The sequence below is a fragment of the Asticcacaulis sp. P2_B1 genome (genome assembly GCF_056404915.1).
The window spans coordinates 602,101-619,107 of sequence record NZ_JBFUDD010000003.1 but is presented as its reverse complement, the minus strand read 5'-3'; the positions used below and the strand labels follow the sequence as shown (position 1 = coordinate 619,107).

15 protein-coding genes are annotated in these 17,007 nt (G+C 62.2%); 8 read left to right on the top strand and 7 right to left on the bottom strand.

Translation table 11 applies throughout. The features are described 5' to 3' along the window. Positions 1 to 145: 145 nt before the first annotated feature. From hisIE to AC1DX3_RS11880, 3 genes are read left to right on the top strand one after another with little or no spacing between them, the layout of a single operon-like run. Positions 146 to 793, top strand: a complete 648-nt coding sequence (gene hisIE, locus AC1DX3_RS11890; RefSeq protein ID WP_476989495.1) for a bifunctional phosphoribosyl-AMP cyclohydrolase/phosphoribosyl-ATP diphosphatase HisIE — start codon at positions 146 to 148, stop codon at positions 791 to 793. 52 nt (positions 794 to 845) lie between these two features. Beyond that, on the top strand, positions 846 to 1,358 hold the full coding sequence (locus tag AC1DX3_RS11885) for a DUF805 domain-containing protein (RefSeq protein WP_476989494.1): 513 nt from the start codon (positions 846 to 848) through the stop codon (positions 1,356 to 1,358). 43 nt (positions 1,359 to 1,401) lie between these two features. Next, positions 1,402 to 1,893: a DUF805 domain-containing protein gene (locus AC1DX3_RS11880; protein ID WP_476989493.1), complete on the top strand. Its 492-nt coding sequence runs from the start codon at positions 1,402 to 1,404 to the stop codon at positions 1,891 to 1,893. Here the strand turns inward: AC1DX3_RS11880 and AC1DX3_RS11875 are convergent. Continuing rightward, positions 1,890 to 2,888, bottom strand: a complete 999-nt coding sequence (locus tag AC1DX3_RS11875; protein ID WP_476989492.1) for a cupin-like domain-containing protein — start codon at positions 2,886 to 2,888, stop codon at positions 1,890 to 1,892. The genes AC1DX3_RS11880 and AC1DX3_RS11875 overlap by 4 nt on opposite strands. Before the next feature lie 128 nt (positions 2,889 to 3,016). On the opposite strand from AC1DX3_RS11875, the gene AC1DX3_RS11870 reads away from it, so the two are divergent. The 4 genes from AC1DX3_RS11870 (at position 3,017) to dgcA (ending at position 7,828) form a co-directional block, all read left to right on the top strand. Next, positions 3,017 to 3,532, top strand: a complete 516-nt coding sequence (locus tag AC1DX3_RS11870) for a DUF805 domain-containing protein (protein WP_476989491.1) — start codon at positions 3,017 to 3,019, stop codon at positions 3,530 to 3,532. Positions 3,533 to 3,689: 157 nt separating this feature from the next. Beyond that, positions 3,690 to 3,971 carry a hypothetical protein gene (locus AC1DX3_RS11865; protein ID WP_476989490.1) on the top strand — a complete coding sequence of 94 codons (282 nt, stop codon included), beginning with the start codon at positions 3,690 to 3,692 and terminating at the stop codon, positions 3,969 to 3,971. 150 nt (positions 3,972 to 4,121) lie between these two features. After that, positions 4,122 to 6,854 (top strand): tipN, encoded by a 2,733-nt coding sequence (locus tag AC1DX3_RS11860; protein WP_476989489.1) that lies wholly within the window; start codon positions 4,122 to 4,124, stop codon positions 6,852 to 6,854. After that, a complete protein-coding gene (dgcA, locus tag AC1DX3_RS11855) occupies positions 6,851 to 7,828 on the top strand; it encodes an N-acetyl-D-Glu racemase DgcA (protein WP_476989488.1) in 978 nt (325 codons plus the stop codon). Before AC1DX3_RS11860 ends, dgcA begins: the two co-directional genes overlap by 4 nt. A gap of 100 nt (positions 7,829 to 7,928) precedes the next feature. On the opposite strand, the gene AC1DX3_RS11850 is transcribed toward dgcA, so the two are convergent. Further along, positions 7,929 to 9,164 (bottom strand): MFS transporter, encoded by a 1,236-nt coding sequence (locus AC1DX3_RS11850; protein ID WP_476989487.1) that lies wholly within the window; start codon positions 9,162 to 9,164, stop codon positions 7,929 to 7,931. Between the two features lie 52 nt (positions 9,165 to 9,216). Here AC1DX3_RS11850 and pip point away from each other — a divergent pair, with 52 nt between their 5' ends. Beyond that, a complete protein-coding gene (gene pip, locus AC1DX3_RS11845; RefSeq protein ID WP_476989486.1) occupies positions 9,217 to 10,218 on the top strand; it encodes a prolyl aminopeptidase in 1,002 nt (333 codons plus the stop codon). Positions 10,219 to 10,572: 354 nt separating this feature from the next. Here the strand turns inward: pip and rodA are convergent, their stop codons facing one another. From rodA to AC1DX3_RS11820, 5 genes are all read right to left on the bottom strand, one after another. Further along, the gene (gene rodA / locus AC1DX3_RS11840) at positions 10,573 to 11,736 is read right to left on the bottom strand and encodes a rod shape-determining protein RodA (RefSeq protein ID WP_476989485.1); all 1,164 of its coding nucleotides are present in this window, start codon (positions 11,734 to 11,736) and stop codon (positions 10,573 to 10,575) included. Positions 11,737 to 11,739: 3 nt separating this feature from the next. After that, on the bottom strand, positions 11,740 to 13,764 hold the full coding sequence (gene mrdA, locus AC1DX3_RS11835; protein ID WP_476989484.1) for a penicillin-binding protein 2: 2,025 nt from the start codon (positions 13,762 to 13,764) through the stop codon (positions 11,740 to 11,742). A 14-nt stretch (positions 13,765 to 13,778) separates the two neighbouring features. Further along, positions 13,779 to 14,372, bottom strand: a complete 594-nt coding sequence (locus AC1DX3_RS11830) for a hypothetical protein (protein WP_476989483.1) — start codon at positions 14,370 to 14,372, stop codon at positions 13,779 to 13,781. Further along, complete coding sequence (mreC, locus tag AC1DX3_RS11825; RefSeq protein WP_476989482.1) at positions 14,369 to 15,559, bottom strand: rod shape-determining protein MreC; 1,191 nt, start codon at positions 15,557 to 15,559, stop codon at positions 14,369 to 14,371. Before mreC ends, AC1DX3_RS11830 begins: the two co-directional genes overlap by 4 nt. Before the next feature lie 78 nt (positions 15,560 to 15,637). Then, positions 15,638 to 16,681, bottom strand: a complete 1,044-nt coding sequence (locus AC1DX3_RS11820) for a rod shape-determining protein (RefSeq protein WP_476989481.1) — start codon at positions 16,679 to 16,681, stop codon at positions 15,638 to 15,640. Between the last annotated feature and the right edge of the window lie 326 nt (positions 16,682 to 17,007).

Below are 17,007 nucleotides of genomic sequence, written 5' to 3'. Positions count from 1 at the left end.
GCAAGCGGGGAGGATCAAGGAGACTGTGAACCTCCCCGCTTGCCGGGGAGGGGGACCGCGAGCCGACTCCGAGTCGATGCAGTCCTGAATGGCTCGTGGTGGTGGGGTCCTTGTCGCAAGCCAAAGCACAATAAAAGAGTTTCTAATGCCCGAAGCCCATCACCTGCCCAATCCGCTGACCGTTGCCGATGTGGCGCGGATCGACTTCACCAAGGGCGACGGCCTGGTGCCGGCGATCGTGCAGCATGCCGATACCCTGCAGGTCCTGATGCTGGGCTATATGAACGCCGAGGCCCTGACCGCGACCTTGAAGGGCGGGCTCGTGACCTTCTTTTCGCGCTCGAAAGACCGGTTGTGGCGCAAGGGCGAAACCTCGGGCGACACCCTGGAACTCAGCTATATCCTGACGGACTGTGATGAGGATTCCCTTCTGGTCTATGCCCGGCCGAATGGTCCGACCTGCCACACCAAGACGACCTCGTGTTTCGGCACGGAGACGGCGCCCGGTATCGGTTTCATGGGCCATCTCGCCGCAGTCGTGAAGGAGCGCGCCAAGGCGCCGCCGGCCGACAGCTATACGGCGCGGCTGATGGCCAAGGGTGTCGCCAAGATCGCGCAAAAGGTCGGCGAGGAAGGGCTGGAAACCGCCTTGGCCGGCCGGGCGGGCGATCTCGACGAACTGCATAATGAAGCGGCCGACCTGCTCTATCACCTCAGCGTGCTGTTGATGGCGCGCGAAACGACGCTTGAGGCCGTGCTGGACGTTCTGCGCGAACGCCATAACGGACGCTGATTGACTTCGCCTGGTGATTGCGGTCTGCTGACCTCTACACAGGGGGACTCAGATGAACTTTGCCGTACTTTTTCCAGCGTGGCAGCAATGGCTCAGTCCTTACGGGCGCCTGTGCCGCAAATCCTATTTTGCCAGTCTTGTTGTCTATTTCGCTCTAACGTTTTTTTTCCTGCTGCCAATCGGCTTGGCTTTGCGCGATTGGTCATTCTCGACCCGTCACGGGTCCGGCAGTAATGTAGCAATGTGGTTGGTAAGCGGCCTCGTCATGCTCGCGCTCGCCTATTGCATTTTTTGCCTGCACGCGAAGAGACTCCACGATCTGGGGCTGCCGGCGGCTATCGCGCTGGTTTTCATCATCGGCATGCCGGTGGGACTGGTTGCTGGAATTGTAAGCCAAGTCGGCGCTGCGCCCGAATGGCTGGATATCCTGGAGAAAGGTTTGAATGAGTTGGCACGGGACGCCAACATCGGCTTCGGCGCCTATCTCCTGCTGGCGCCGGGGGAGCGTGGTGACAATCGTTACGGCGAAGACCCGCTTTATACACCTTCCGACGGTTGGAAGTGATGATTAAACCGTTTCCATCTATACGCTGAACAGGAGAGCAATCATGGGCAGGTTGGCTTTGAAAGACCTTTTCCATCCCCGCGGAAGTATCAATCGCATGGACTTCCTGGTGGGTGGCATGCTGGTGGCCATATTCGGCGTGTGTCTTGGATTTGCCATCAGCACGATCATGGGCATGTTCAATGGCCTGCCCGCGCCGGTCGTCGTCCTCATTCAGATCGTCCTGACGGCGCCTCTGGCCTATGGTCAGTTTTGCGTGAGCGCCAAGCGTCTGCACGATCTCAATCTGCCGGCGGTTCTTGCCCTTTTCAGCTTTGTCGAACTGGTCTTTACCCTCTATGTCGGTTTCACTCCGCCTGCCCTGCTGCCGCCGGCACTGAGCCAGAACATCACGACCATAGATAACAGCTTGATGGCCGTCGTCGTCGTTTTCAGTCTCTTGCTGCTGTTTATCCCCGGCACCAAAGGTGAAAATCGTTATGGCCGCCGCACTGTTGCCGACGCTCGCCCCCAGGCCCATAACCTCGAAGGCTAATCCTGCATAGTCTTGCCGAGCTGGCGGCGGATGGCCGCGCGCTGCTCGGGCGTCAGATCGCCCTGGATGCCGCGCACCTCGGGCAACAGGTGATCGGTGATCGGATCGCTTTGGTGGAAGACGAAGTGGTCGAACATCGCCCTCCAGGCGGCATTCTGGTTGGACGGTAAGTCACGCAGGGACAGCATGGCATGGATCAGGACCTGCATCGGCTGGCCCGTGGCGGCAACGGCCGGGTCCCACCAGTAGTTGATCTGGACATTGAAGTCGCCGTCCGAGACGACGTGGTGCCACCACATATAGGGAATGAACAGGACATCGCCCGGTTCGAGATCAGCGACGGTCGCGGTCTCCAGCGCCTCCCGGAACCGCGGATGGACCGCAAAATCGGGGTTTTCGAGGTTGACCATGGCCGTCGGCACGCCGGAAATCGTGGTGTCGAACGGCCCCATATAGAGGTTCTTCGTCTGATCCGGCGGGAACAGGATAAAGCGCTTATGGCCGCCGACCATGCAGGCGAGATTGTCATAAAGATCGAAATGGACCTGGGTGGTCGAACGATTGCCGATCCAGATGCGCGGCTCTGCGGCGATGCCGGGCAGGACATTCTCGGCTTTCGCCGCCGGCAAGTGCTCGTTCAGCGGCGCCGACTGGATATAGATGTGCTCGGCGCCGGCTTGGCCGAACAGGCTGCGCAAACGGTCCAGCGTCAGGCTCATGGGTATGGCGGCGCGGGCGAAGTTCAGGGTTTTCTGGTCGTTGCCGTAGAAAAACTTGCCGTCGCCTTCGGGCGTTTGGCGAAAGGTCGTGGCCGGCTTGCCGTTGTCGCGCGCCTTCAGGTAATCGATCAGGCCGGATGCGGTTTCCGCGGCGGCGACGATCGGCCATGAAGCCGCGACACCTTTGAAAATAACCGGCTTATCGAGGCCCGCCACGGCCTCCGCCAGGGTACCGAGCGTGACATCTGTGCGGCTGGCGACGGGCGGGCAGGTCATGGTGGATCCAGGGATTAAGATGCATGGTCTTAAAGCACAGCCCGCCGGCACGCAAATGCCCCGAAGCAAGAGTTTACATAACGCCGTTGCGGCCCTAAACTGGTTAACAGAACGCGTGGAGGGACGGGATGATCAGTCTGGCATGGAATACGCGGGGACGGCTGGGACGCCGCGCCTATAAGGAAGCCACGGGCTGGATGAGCTTCAGCATGCTGGTCGCCATCGTTGCCGTCGTTCTTGTCATTTTCAACTTCACCCGCAGTCACGTCTATATCACCGGCGTGGTCGCCGCCGTGGTCATGGCGACCCTGCTCTACCTGCAATACCGTTATGCCCAGCTGTCGATCCGGCGCCTGCACGATCGCGGCTTGTCGGGGATCCTCTATTTTCCCGTCATGGCGTTCAGCTTGGTCGCTCTCTATTACGCCGGTTACGCCGTGGTCAAGATTCTCTATGCCGGCGGATTCTGGTCGCTGATCTATAATCTGCCCGGCCTGCTGGAGCCCTATGTCCAGGTCTTTTTCTACAAGGGCATCGGCTTCGGCCTGGCCTGCCTGCTGGTGCTGTACAATATTTTCGTGGCGTGGAATTTGAGCGCCGAGGGTCGCCCAAGCGATAATCGCTACGGTCCAGCAACCGAATAAACCCCGTGGCGAAATTGCCGCAAGGGAAGCCAAATCCGCGGGCGGTTAACCGTTTCCATTGCAACCTCCAAAGTCCTCAGGCAATGCTGCGATTGCGGTGGCGGCCGCGCGTTGCGTGCACCTGATTCGTCATCTCCCCAGCAGCGGAACCCCGGCAATGTCATCCTTTTTTGACATGATCTGCGCCTTCATCGTCTTCCTGATGGCAGCCGCCTTCCAGCATTTCGGCGCGTCCGATGGCACTGCCCTGGGCGATATGCCGACCCCTGCGCCCGTCGTCGCCCAAAGCCACAGCGAAAGCACGATAAGTCCAGATGCGGGGAGTCCGGACGCTATGAAGCCGGATTCGGAAGATAACCCGGTCGCCCGTCCCGAGGACGCCGCAACCCCTGCCGAACCGGTGATGGCGCAACCGCCCGCCGACCGCCACAGCGCCTGACGAAGCGGCCAAAGAAGCGGCCAGAGATTCACGCCGTCATCTGACAAAATCCTTTGCTAAAAAAGTCCGTTAAGGCTAGCTTTCGCGCGATGGGAGAACTGTGCCTGGCTCCCGGATCGCCGAAAGAATTCGGGTCACAGGATTGTTTGAATGAGATCACGACGCCCACCGCTGAATTTGACCGAGCCCAAATTGAAGAGCCAGAGCAAGACTGGGCGGGAAACCGTGAGCGAAGAAACGACCGAAGACGCGGCCGAGGATATTCTCGATGCGCCCCTCACCTCGGCGACGGCCGAAGCGCAACCTGAAACGGCCGGGAATGAAACGGCGAGCGATTTCGACATTCCAGAAACCAAGCCCGAGCCTGCCCTGCATTTCACGCCGCCGCCGGAGGTGACGCCGCCGGCGCGCACCACCCAGGCCAAGACGCCGAAAAAAGCCAAGGACAATGAGAGCCCGCGCCGCGACCTCAGCACCCTGAAGGTCGAACCCGAAGGCGTGATGAAGGCGACCGGCACCTCGCCCGGCATCTTCTGGGGCGCCGTCACCGTGGTCAGCCTGCTGCCGGCCTGCGCGCTCGCCGCCTTCATCCTGGGTGCGCAGGGCGATATCGGCGCCTTTGCGCTCAAACCCTTCAACCTGGCGGTCGTCGCCTGCCTGGCCCTGTTCCCGGTTGCCCTGATCTTCGCCTCGGCCTTTGCCTTGCGCAATGCCGCCGCCTTGGCGCGGCAATCGCAACGCACCGCGGCCCTGGCCGACGCTATGCTGGCTCCGGCGGCCTCGGCGGCCACGGAAACCGCCGCCCTGGTCGAGGCCCTGCGCAGCCAGGTCGACCACGCCGTACGCGCCGTGCGCCTGGCCCATGCCGATGTTACCGAACTGAGCAACAAGCTGAAGAGCGAAACCGACCGCCTCCAGGACGCGGCCCAGATCGCGCGCGCCGCCACCCAGGCGATCACGCGCTCGCTGGAGCACGAACGCGAGGCCATCGGCCAGGTCAGTTCGTCGCTGAGCATCCAGACGACCGGCATTATCGAAACCGTCGATCGTCAGGCGCGCATGGTCGCCGACGCTTCGGACCTGGCGCAAACCCAATTGCGCGAAGCCGAGGCGTCTTTGGCATCGACCGCGTCCGAAATGATGAGCGCTGCCTCCGACGTATCGGATACCGCCCGCCGGGTCAGCGAAGACCTCGATCGCCAGACGCAACGCCTGGAAACGGCCGGTTCGGGCGTGTCCGACCAGATCCGTTCGGTCGAAGAAGGCCTGTCGCAACAACGCGCCGGCCTGGTGTCGGCGGCGCTCAGCCTGCGTGCAGACCAGGAAGACTTCGCCGTTCATATCGAAAACCAGCGCGCGCAACTGACCGAAGCCCTGTCGATCACTCGTGTCGCCACAGTCGATCTCGGCGAGACCTCGGCGCGCGGCATCGACGTCCTGCGTGACATCGTCCTGTCGGCCCAGGAGAATTTCAGCGCGCTCAACGGCGCCGCCGAAAACGAGCGCACCGCCTTCGAGACGCGCATCCACGCCACGCTGTCGAACATTTCGATCATGGCGGCCGACGCCCGCGACGACCTGATCGACGAGACCCGGCGTTCGCTGGAGCAATTGACCGTGGCCGCCGCCGACGCCAAGCGAGCCGCCGATTTGGCGGCGCAGACGGCGCAAGCCCGCGTCGACCGCCTCAATGAAACGATCTTCGAAGCCAGCAAGAAGGCCGACGAGGTCTTCGATTCGCGCTTCAACGCAGCGCGCCGCCTGATCGAGGATTCGGCCGAACTGATCAACGAAGCCGGCGACCAGACGGCCGAAAAGCTCGATCAGAGCTTCGCCCATACGCGTCAAACGATCGATGAGGTCAACCAGGCCCTGACGGAACTGACCCAGAGCGCCGACCAATTGCCGCTGATGGCCCAGGATCGCCTGCACGATATCCGCAAGGCCGTCGAGGACGGTTTGGCGGCGATGACGGCGGCGGCGAAGAAGGCGACGCTCGAAACCGAAGCCGTCGACCTGGCCTTCCAGGACCGCGTCAAACGCAATTACGAAATGCTCAACGAAGCCGTCCGGCTGATGGGCGTGATTTCCGGCGAGACGCCTTTGTCTTCGTCCGCCGCTGCCGGCGCCGACACCTTCCGCGACCGCGATTACGGCCGCACCATCACCACGCCTCGCCGCGAGGTGACGCCCGCCCCCGTTATGCCGCGGCCGACCCCCACGCCGGCCCCAAGCCAGGCGGCGCCGCGCCAGGCCGCCGATTCGCGCCTGCGTCTGTCGCCGCTGGGCAGCGAAACGCGTCCCTCGCCCGGCCCGCAACCAGCGGCTCAGCCATTGAGTCAGCCTGCCCCCCAACCGGCACGCCCGGCTGCACCCAGCCCGCAAAAGACGCCCGACGGCTGGTCGTGGCGCGACCTGCTGAACGGCATGGAAGGCGGCAACCACAACGTCGCCGAAGCCCAGCCCAATGTCCGTACCTATGAGCCGCCGGCCCAGGAGGTCGAGCCGCCGTTCGACGCCGAATTCGATAGCCTCGACGCCGTCATGATCAACGAGGTCAACGCCATGGGTGTCGACGCCGCCGCCCTGCTCAGCCGCGGCCGCATCGAGGAAACCGTCTCCGCGATTATGGCCGAGGACAATGAAGGCGCCCGCATGGTCATCCGCCGCGTGGCGCCGGCCGCCATCCGCCGCCTGACGCGGCGCCTGGTCTCCGACGTCAATCTGCGCCAGCAGGCCAACGACTTCGCCACCTTCTACGACCAGCAGATCAATATCGCCCTGATGTCGAAGGACCCGTCGCGCGCCCTGACCGAGATATTGGCCAATGATACCGGCCGCGCCTATCTCCTGCTCGATGCCGCCATCAGCGACCTGATATGAGACTCACCACCCGCGCCGATACTTTCCCGATTGCCGGGCGCTTTACCATTGCGCGCGGATCAAAGACCGAGGCCCATGTCCTCTATGTCGAGCTCGAAGGCCAGAACCATATAGGCCGCGGTGAAAGCGTCCCCTATCCGCGTTACGGCGAAAGCATGGAGCAGTCGCTGGCCGATCTGGAGGCTGCGCGGCATAAGATCGAGACCGAGCTGAGCTTCGGCGAGCTTTACGACATCCTGCCGGCCGGGGCGGCGCGTAACGCCGTCGACTGCGCTTTGTGGGACCTCAACGCCAAGATCACCGGCATCCCGGCCTGGCAGACAGCCGGGCTGAAGCGGCTGGATCCTCTCAAGACCGCCTATACGCTCAGCCTCGATACGCCCGAAGCCATGGGCGCCCAGGCCTCGGTCAATGGCCGCAGGCCGATGCTGAAGCTGAAAATCGGCGGAGCCCATGACCTCGACCGGGTCGAAGCCGTCCGCAACAAGGCACCGCACGCGCGGTTGATCGTCGACGCCAATGAAGGCCTGTCGTTCGAGGAATTGCAGCAGATCGCGCCGGAGCTTCATCGCCTGGGCGTCAAGCTGATCGAGCAGCCGTTGAAGGTCGGTGAGGACGAGCAATTGCAGGGCTATCACAGCCCGGTGCCGCTATGCGCCGACGAAAGCCTACATACGCGCGCCGAACTCGATCGCTGTTCGCGGCTCTACAGCCACGTCAATATCAAGCTCGACAAGACCGGCGGGTTGACCGAGGCGTTAGCTCTCAAGGCGGCGGCTCTCGACGCCGGTCTCGGCATCATGGTCGGTTGCATGGTGGCGACCTCGCTCAGCATGGCGCCGGCGATGATCGTGGCCCAGGGCGTGGAATTCGTCGATCTCGACGGGCCGTTATTGCTGGCGAAGGATCGCGAGCATGGGCTTGAGATTACCGGCTCGATGCTGCATCCGCCGGTGCCGGCACTGTGGGGTTAATACCAACGATCATAAAGAATGATCGCTGGTATTTTTTTAGCTCAAACGCCGCATGGCTCCTCGCAACGGCTCGGGCGGGCACTTGCCCGCTGCCAACGGCCTATGAGGCAAGATCATGGGCCGTTGGGATAGCCACCAACTTGTCGCGCTCGATATAGAGCCAGACGGCGCTGGCAAGACCTACCAGGACAATCCCCGACATCAGGCCGTAACCACGCGCGCCGAAGGCGGCATAGACGGCACCCGAGGCCAGGGTGCCGATGCCCAGCATGAGCCCGCTGGTATAGGCGGCATTGAGCGTCTGGGCCAGGCCTTCATAGCCTTTCGGCGTCAGGCGGTGGACGAGGTCGAGGCCGGCGAGATAGGCTCCGGCGAAGGTCATGGCGTGCAGCAATTGCAGCGGCCACAACAGCCAGACCGGCGGCAGGGCCATCATGGCGGTCCAGCGTACGATACCGCAGAGGCCGGCCAGGATCAGCAGCCGCCAGGGTCCCAGGCGCCGGCGCAGGCCTTCGCCGAACGCCATGAAGGCGATTTCGCAGGCAACGCCTGTCGCCCACAGGTAACCGCAGGTCGAGGACGACAGGCCGCGTTCCTTCCAGATGATGGTCGAGAAGGCGTAATAGAAGCTATGGGCCGCCTGCATGCAGCCGACGGCGATGACCAGCAGGACGAAGCCTTTGTTGCGCATCAGGAAGAGGACGCGCGTCAGGCCGGAAGGCCGCGGTTGATCACCAAGAGGCGCGTCGACACGGGCTTCGGCGCCCAGGAGGTAACGGGCGCCGAACGCCGCCGCCAGGGCGGCGACGATCATCCAAATGACGATAGCGTCCGAGGGCAGGAAGACCAGCAGGAAGCCCAGGATGATATTGGTGACGATAAAGGCGGCCGAACCGGCGGCGCGCGGAATGGCGTAGGCGAAACTGTCGCGCCTTGCCAATTGTAGGGTCATGGCATCGATCAGCGGCGAGGCCGCGTTGACGCAACTAAAACCCAGGGTAAACAGCACAAGATAGGCGGCGAACCGGACCGGCGGGAAGGCCGTGCCGAGATTGATCAGGAGATAGAAGCTGGCGCCGCCCGCCGCCAGGATCATGATCGGTGTGCGGTAAAGGGTGAAGCGGTCGGCCCACACCCCGCTGAGCGGCCCGGTCACCGCGCGCAACAGCAAGGGCACCGCCAGGATCAGTCCGATCTGCCCGGACGTCATGCCGTGCGTCTTCAACCATAGCGGCATAAATGGCAAGGAGGCGCCCGTGCCGGCGAACAGCAGGGTATAGAACACCGCCTGGCGGAACGGAGTCGTGAGCCTAAAAACGGTTGTGAGTTTGGACATTTTGGGGCTTAGATGATCGGCATATTCAGCCGCCTGTATTTACCTAGAGACCATGACCGATTCTATCAATTCAAAGCCGCAGCCGTCCCGCGGACTTTATCCCGATATCGAGCCCTATGACAGCGGCCATATGCCGACGGGCGGCAAGCATCGCATCTATTACGAACAATGCGGCAATCCGGCGGGCGTTCCGGTCGTCGTTCTCCATGGCGGACCGGGCGGCGGCTGTTCGCCCAACCTGCGTTGTTATTTCAATCCCGACGGCTATCGCGCCGTTTTGTTCGACCAGCGCGGTTGCGGCAAGTCGACGCCGCATGCCTCGGAAGACATTTCGCTGGCCGACAATACGACCTGGGACCTGGTGCGCGACATCGAGGCCCTGCGCGAGCGCCTGGGCATCAAACAATGGGTGGTATTCGGCGGTTCGTGGGGTTCGACCCTGGCCCTGGCCTATGCCCTCACCCACCCGGATCGTTGCCTGGGATTGATTCTGCGCGGCATCTTCCTGGTGCGCAAGTCGGAGCTAAGTTGGTTCTATCAGGAGGGCGCCAGCCACGTCTATCCCGACATCTGGAAGAAGTTTATCGCCCCGATTCCCGAGGCCGAACGCGGCGACCTGATGGCCGCCTATGCCAAGCGGCTGAACGGGCCGGACAAGGCCGAGTCGCGGCGTTGCGCTTTGGCGTGGAGCGGTTGGGAGGGGGACACCCTGTCGATCGAAGGGCCCAGCGAGGCGGCGTCGAAATTCTCCGATCCGGAATTCGCCCTGGCGTTCGCGCGCATCGAAAGCTGGTATTTCACGAACGGCGGCTTCTTCGAGAGCGACACCTGGGTTTTGGACAATATAGACCGCATCCGCCATATTCCGGGCTGGATCGTCCAGGGGCGTTATGACGTCGTGACGCCGATGGCGACAGCCTGGGCGCTGCATGAAAAATGGCCCGAAGCCAAGTTCAACCTGATCAAGAAGGCCGGCCATTCGTCGAGCGATCCGGGCATATTGGAAGGCCTGGTTTCAGCTGCGGACGACGCCTTGGGGCTATTGGCGAAGTAGCCGGCGAGATTCGGAGTAGTTTGGGCCGAATTCCGAGAAAATCGGCACTCCGAATAGAAATTTTGCTGAATATAACAGGCTGTATATTACCGCTACACGGACGCAGTGAAAACGACCTTATATCGCATTCGGAGTGAATTCAGAGGCCCCCTCCGTCGCGGACTTCGCGCCCAAGAGCGCGAGAGCCGCGCCACCTCCCCCGCATCGCCTGAAGAAGGCTCGCAAGGGAGGAGATGGTCTCCAGCGCTGGCGCGTGAAAGCCAGAGATTTGGATGAGATGCTAGCCGGCGCGCGTCGCAGGTACTATTGTACCTGCAAGCGAGACTGCGACGCAGATCGCCAAAGACCTGGCTTTCACTCGAAGCGGGCGAAAATGGAGGCTTGGCGGGGCAATTCCTGATAGCGGTGAACCTTGACACCGAGGACGAGACCGAAGCCGGTCATGACCATGAGCATGGCCGAGCCGCCGTAGGAGACCAGAGGCATGGGAACGCCGACGACCGGGAACAGGCCCATGACCATGGCACCGTTGATCAGGACATAGAGGGCAAAGGTCGCGGTGGCGCCGGCGGCGGCCAAGCGGCCGTAGTGCGAGTGCGACAGGGCCGCCATGCGCAGCGCCATCAGGATGATCAGGCCGTAGAGCAGGAAGACCATGAAGCCGCCGGCGAAGCCCAGTTCTTCGCATACCGCCGACATGATGAAGTCAGTGTGCTTTTCCGGCAGGAAGTTGAGCTGGGATTGCGAGCCGAGGCCAAGCCCCTTGCCCAGGAGGCCGCCCGAGCCCATGGCGATCTTAGATTGGAGAATGTGGTAACCGGCGCCGGACGGGTCGGCTTCCGGGTGCAGGAAGGTCAGGATGCGTTCACGCTGATAGTCGTGCATGGCGAAGGTGAAGACGAGAAACCCGGCGATCGGCGCGATGATGGCGCCGGCGGCAAGCACCCACCTGTTCAAGCCGGCCAGGATCATGACGGTCAGGCCGGTCAGAGCGATCAGCACGGCGGTGCCGAGGTCCGGCTGTTTCATGACCAGCAGGACCGGCATGCCGATGAGCGCGCACGGGATCAGCAGTTTCCACGACCAGCTGGCGTCCTTGGCGGAGCATTCGTGGTAGAAGCGCGCCAGGGCCAGGACGATGGCCAGCTTCATGAATTCAGAGGGTTGGACCGCAATCGGGCCGATATCCAGCCAGCGCCGCGCGCCCATGTGGATCGAGCCGCCCAACATGACAGCGATCAGCAATAGCAGCGAAAAGCCGTAGATATAGTAGCTGAGTTCGAGCCATACGCGCAGGTCGAGCAAGGCCAGGCCCAGCATCCAGGCGACGCACAGGGCAAAGGTAATCAGCTGCTTATAGGCCCAGGGATCCCACTTCATGCCGTCGGCGCTGTAGAGGATCAATATGCCTATGCCGGTCAGGACGACGAGCAGCGACACGAACACCCAGTCGATCTGAAGGAGCTTGCTGTCGTAGCGTTCGCGTTGTCCGGGGCGTGAAAGGGCGCTGTCAACCATGGGTCAGTTCCCTGTCGGTAGAGTTGGAACGGGCGCGGGAGCGCCGTTGGCGTCGGTCGGGTCGATGGGGACATCGATCGGGCCCGCCGCCGCGACCGAGGCCTCTTCTTTATTCAGTTCGGTGGCGTTGAAGGTGTCGGTCACCGGGCCAACGATGCGTTTTTGGATTTCCGGGTCCTTGATCAGGGCCAGGCGCATCAGCTCGCGTGCCTTGGGCACGGCCGCCGAGGCGCCCCAACCGCCGTGCTGGACGATGACGCTCATGGCGTATTTGGGATTGTCGGCCGGAGCGAAGGCGACGAACCAGGCGTGGTCGCGCTTCTCCCAATCGAGGTGCAAGGTAGCGCGTGAGCCGCCGGTAATGGTGTGCGCCTGGGCCGTGCCAGTCTTCCCGGCCATCATAATGGGGCCGAGATTGAGTTGGCCGGCGCGCGCGGCGGTGCCGCCGGAGGCGGCGACAACGTCGGCCATAGCCGCACGGACGAAATCGACATTGGCAAAATTCGCCGGCAAGTTTTCGAATTCAGGATAGGCAACGTCCTTGCCGCCGATCGATTTGACCAGTTTCGGCATGACCGCCTTGCGGCCATTGGCGAGGCGGGCGACCATGACGCAGTTTTGCAGGGCATTGACATTGGTGAAGCCCTGGCCGATGCCCATAGACGGCGTTTCACCCGGCAGCCAGCGCACATTATCCGGTTGGCGCTTTTCGAAATACTTCTTTTTCCACGCCTTGTCCGGCACGACGCCACGCTTTTGGCCATCGATACCGATGTCGAAGAGTTGCCCAAGGCCGAAATTGCGTGCGGTTTCGGCGATCTTGTCGGGACCGACGGCCAGGGCGCATTGGTAGAAATAGACGTCGCACGACGTGACGATGGCGCGGTGCAGATCGAGCGTGCCGTGGCTGGAATCGCAGTGGAAAACGTGGTTGCCGAAGGGAAAGACGCCGTTGCAGGTGTGGGTGGTCTTCGGGTCGTAGCCGTTTTCCAGGGCGGCCAGGGCGACCATGGTCTTGAAGGTCGAGCCGGGCGGATAGGTCGCCGACAAGGCCTTGTCGAGCAGGGGTTGGTGATCGTAGCCGGAATATAGCTTATAGACGTCCGACGAGATGCCCGAGACGAACAGGTTGGGATCGAAGCCCGGCGACGAGGTCATGCACAGGACTTCGCCGGTATGGATGTTCATCATGACCGCCGAGCCCGACTCCTCGCCGAAGACTTCGATGGCGCGCTGCTGGATATCGGCGTCGAGATTGAGGACGATTTCCGCCCCTGGCGTCGCCGGCACCGAGCCGTCGAGGTCGACCTTGACGACCTTGCCCATGGCGTCGACTTCGACCTTCTTGCCGCCGGCCTTGCCGCGCAGCTCCTGTTCGTAGGCTTTTTCGATGCCCTGTTTGCCGATGCGGAAACTGGGGTCGTGCAGCAGCTTGGAGTCGCTGTCATCCGCGGTTTCGGCGTCGAGATCCTTCTGCGATACCTTGGAGACATAGCCGACGACATGGCTGAAGGCGCCGCCGTAATAATAGGCGCGCTGTTCGTTCATGTCGGCGACGACGCCCGGGATATCGTTGGCGTAGAGACTGACCTTGGAAAAGTCTTCCCAGTTGAGGTCGGCGGCGACGATGGTCGGGATCGAACGTTCGTTCTGATTGATATCACGCAGGATGCGGCGGCGTGAGGTCACGGTCTGCGGCAGGATATAGGTCAGCTGGTTCAGGGTGTCGTCGATGTTCGAGACTTCGTTGGCTTCGATCATGACGCGGAAAGACGGCCGGTTGCCGGCGATCAGCTTGCCGTTACGGTCGAGGATATTACCGCGCGGCGGCGGGATCAAACGAAAGTTAAACTGGTTGGCGGTGGCCAGGGTCTGGTATTTTCCGCCCTGGATGATCTGGAGATGGGCTAGGCGCCCGGTCAGGGCGAACAGGCCGAAGGCCACGGTGCCGCCCATGAGAAAGGCGCGCCGGGTGAACATGCCCTGGCGTTCATTGACATCGGTAAAGACGATGGAAGGTTCGGCCATTTGCTCCTCCCTTCCTAACTGAACCGCACGTCGCTGTGGACGTACTTTTCAAGCAGATAGAGGATGTAAGGGAACAGCAGAGCGGTGGCAAACGCCTGTTCGAACACACCCCACAGGCGTGGCACGGCGCCGGCGTCGAGTGTCATCAGGATCGAGGCGAAGGTAAAGAAGATCAGTTCGGTCAGCAGGAAGCAGCCGAAGACGACGATCCATTCCTGGCCGATGATCCAGGTGCGCACCAGAACGATAACGGCATAGACCAGCATGAGGCTGAGCGTCCAGAAGCCGACCGGCGCCCCCCAGAAGAAGTCGAGGAACAGGCCCAGTGCCGCCAGGGCGAAGGGCGCGAAATAGGACGGACGGATCAGGGGCCAGGCGAAGGCCAGGATCAGGGGCGATACCGGCTCGGGCAAATAGAAGCCGAAAGGCTGGAAAGCCGTGGCAAGAACGATGGTTAGAACGATACTGAGCAGGGCCGGAGCGATGATCCAATCCCACGGACCGATGATTTTCGACGCCATGCCGCCGCGCAGGCCGCGATTAACGGCACTGCCCGTCCCTCCACTGCTGAGTCCTCCGCCGCCGAACCCGCCAAAAGGCGTTTTCATCGCTTGCCCCCTACGCTGGAAGAAGTGGCGGGCGGGGTGAACGGCTTGAGCTCGGGCGTCGAGGCGGACGCTGGGGTGGCAGCGGGTTCAACAGGCTTGGACGTAGTGGGTTTGGGCGTAACGGGTTTGGGCTTGGGCTTTACCGGCGGCTTGGCCACGGTTGACGATGACGCGCCGGCGGCGGCGGGCGTCGTGGTCTTCACCGCAGCGCCCGAACTGGCGGAAGCCGCAGCCGAAGACGACGTGGTTGAAGATGTCCCCGTCTGGACCGCCGGCATGGGCGGCGGCGGCAGGATGTCGCTGACCGGCGGGCTGCGTAGCAGGGCGTCGGCATTGGGGAGCTGCGAGAAATCGTGGAACAACAGGACCTTGACGAAGTCGATCGCCGAACGGTTCGAATAGAGGCGAACACGCCACACGCCATCGACGCCCTTGACCGCTTCGCCAACCGGCAGGCCGCGCGGGAAGACGCCACCGTCGCCGGAGGTCAATATCTGGTCGCCGACGCGGACGCTGTCCTTGCCACGCACCCAGTCGAGCTTGGGATAGCCGCCGCCGTCGCCGTCCATCATGGCGCGGCCGTCGGAGCGCAGCATCATGACCGGAACCTTGCTGGTAACGTCGGTGACCATCAGGACGCGTGACACGTCGGGCGAGACGCCTACAACGCGGCCGACCAGCCCCTGGTCGGTGATGACGGGATAGCCGAAAGAGATCTTCTTGTTGGCGCCGGCATCGATCAGGCGGTTGTTGGAAAACGGCCCGCGCGACACGGCAACGGAGCGCGCCGTCACGGTTTCGACCGGCGGCTCGGTGCGCAGATTGAGCAGCTTTTCGTAGCGCGAATTGACGTCCTGGAGCTCGACCATGCGATCATGGTCCTGCTGCAGCAGCGCGACCTTTTTCTTGAGGATGCGGTTTTCGCGGACGGCGAAGAGATAATCGTCCAGCCAGTTGGTACCGTCGCCGACGACGTGGACCGGCGCCGACAGGATCTTGTCCGGCACGCCGGCGACGGTATCGAAGCCGTCGCGATTGGCGTAGGAGCCGGGTTCGACCGCTTCGCGGCGGTCGCCGAGGAACAACAGCGCCGCGACAACGCAGACGAAGCCGACTATGCCCATCACCGCCCAGGTCATGGGCAGTTTCAGATGTTCGAAGTGCTTGTTGTTGTCCCCGTATGACACGCTGTACTGTTCCTGAGGCCGGAGAGCTTTTTATATAGCCGTGATTCTAGTCTTTTTTGTTGCTCTTCTTCGACCTTATTACGACATGGTCGCGTCGAGAATGCCCTTCATCCAGCGCGGGTGTTCGAGAACACGGCCGCAACCGATGGCGACGCAGGAGAGCGGGTCTTCGGCGACAGAGACCGGCAGGCCGGTCTGATCGCGGATTTCGATGTCGAGGCCACGCAGCAGGGCACCGCCGCCGGTCAGCATGATGCCTTTGTCGGCGATATCGGCGGCCAGTTCGGGCGGTGTGGCTTCGAGGGCGACCTTTACGGCGTCGATGATCTGGGCAACCGGTTCGGCCAGGGCCTCGGCGGCCTGACGTTCCGAGATGCGGACTTCGCGCGGCACGCCCTGCATCAGGTCGCGCCCCTTGACGTCGATCGCCATGCCTTCGCCGTCGTGCGGGACGCGGGCGGTGCCGATGTCCTTCTTGATGCGTTCGGCGGTGGTTTCGCCGATTAGCAGGTTATGGTTGCGGCGCATGAAGTTGGTGATGGCTTCGTCCATCTTGTCGCCGCCGACGCGGACCGACTTCGAATAGACGATACCCGACAAGGAGAGGACGGCGACTTCGGTGGTGCCGCCGCCGATGTCGACGACCATGGAACCGGTCGGTTCGTGGATCGGCAGGCCGGCGCCGATGGCCGCGGCCATGGGCTCATCCAGCAGGCCGACGCGGCGGGCCGAGGCGTTGAGGCAGGAATCGTTAATGGCGCGGCGTTCGACGGCGGTGGCGCCCGACGGCACGCAGACAATGACCTTGGGGTTCACGAAGCCCTTGCGGTTATGCACCTTGCGGATGAAGTACTTGATCATTTCCTCGGCGACTTCGAAGTCGGCGATGACGCCGTCACGCATCGGGCGGATGGCTTCCATGTGGCCGGGCGTACGGCCCAGCATCTGCTTGGCTTCGATACCGACGGCGTGGACCAGCTTGCGGCCGCCGACATTGCGCAACGCGACAACGGACGGCTCATTCAGCACGATGCCGCGGCCCTTCATGTAGATCAGAGTGTTGGCTGTACCAAGGTCGATGGCAATATCGTTGGAAAAACCGCCGAAGAAGGACTTGAACATTTTGGGGTACTTACCTTGGTAGCGAAGAAGTTGGCGCTGGGTGTCGAGTGGTCCGGATAGATGTCCGCATCATCAAGGCACAACGGCTTTGAATCAACGGGCTGAAGATGCCGGAAAGCACTCACTTGCCCTTATCTGAAACCAAATTCAAGGGGGTTATGGGGCCTGTCTGAAAAAAGATGGATTCAACCCGTGGGGGAAAAGGTTAATCCATTGGATTCGCTTGTTATTTTACGAAATCACGAAGGCCATCACATAAATTGTCATCATTATTTCTTATAGCAATTTTCCGTGACGCGGAGCGGATTCGATTTCTGTTTGCAAGC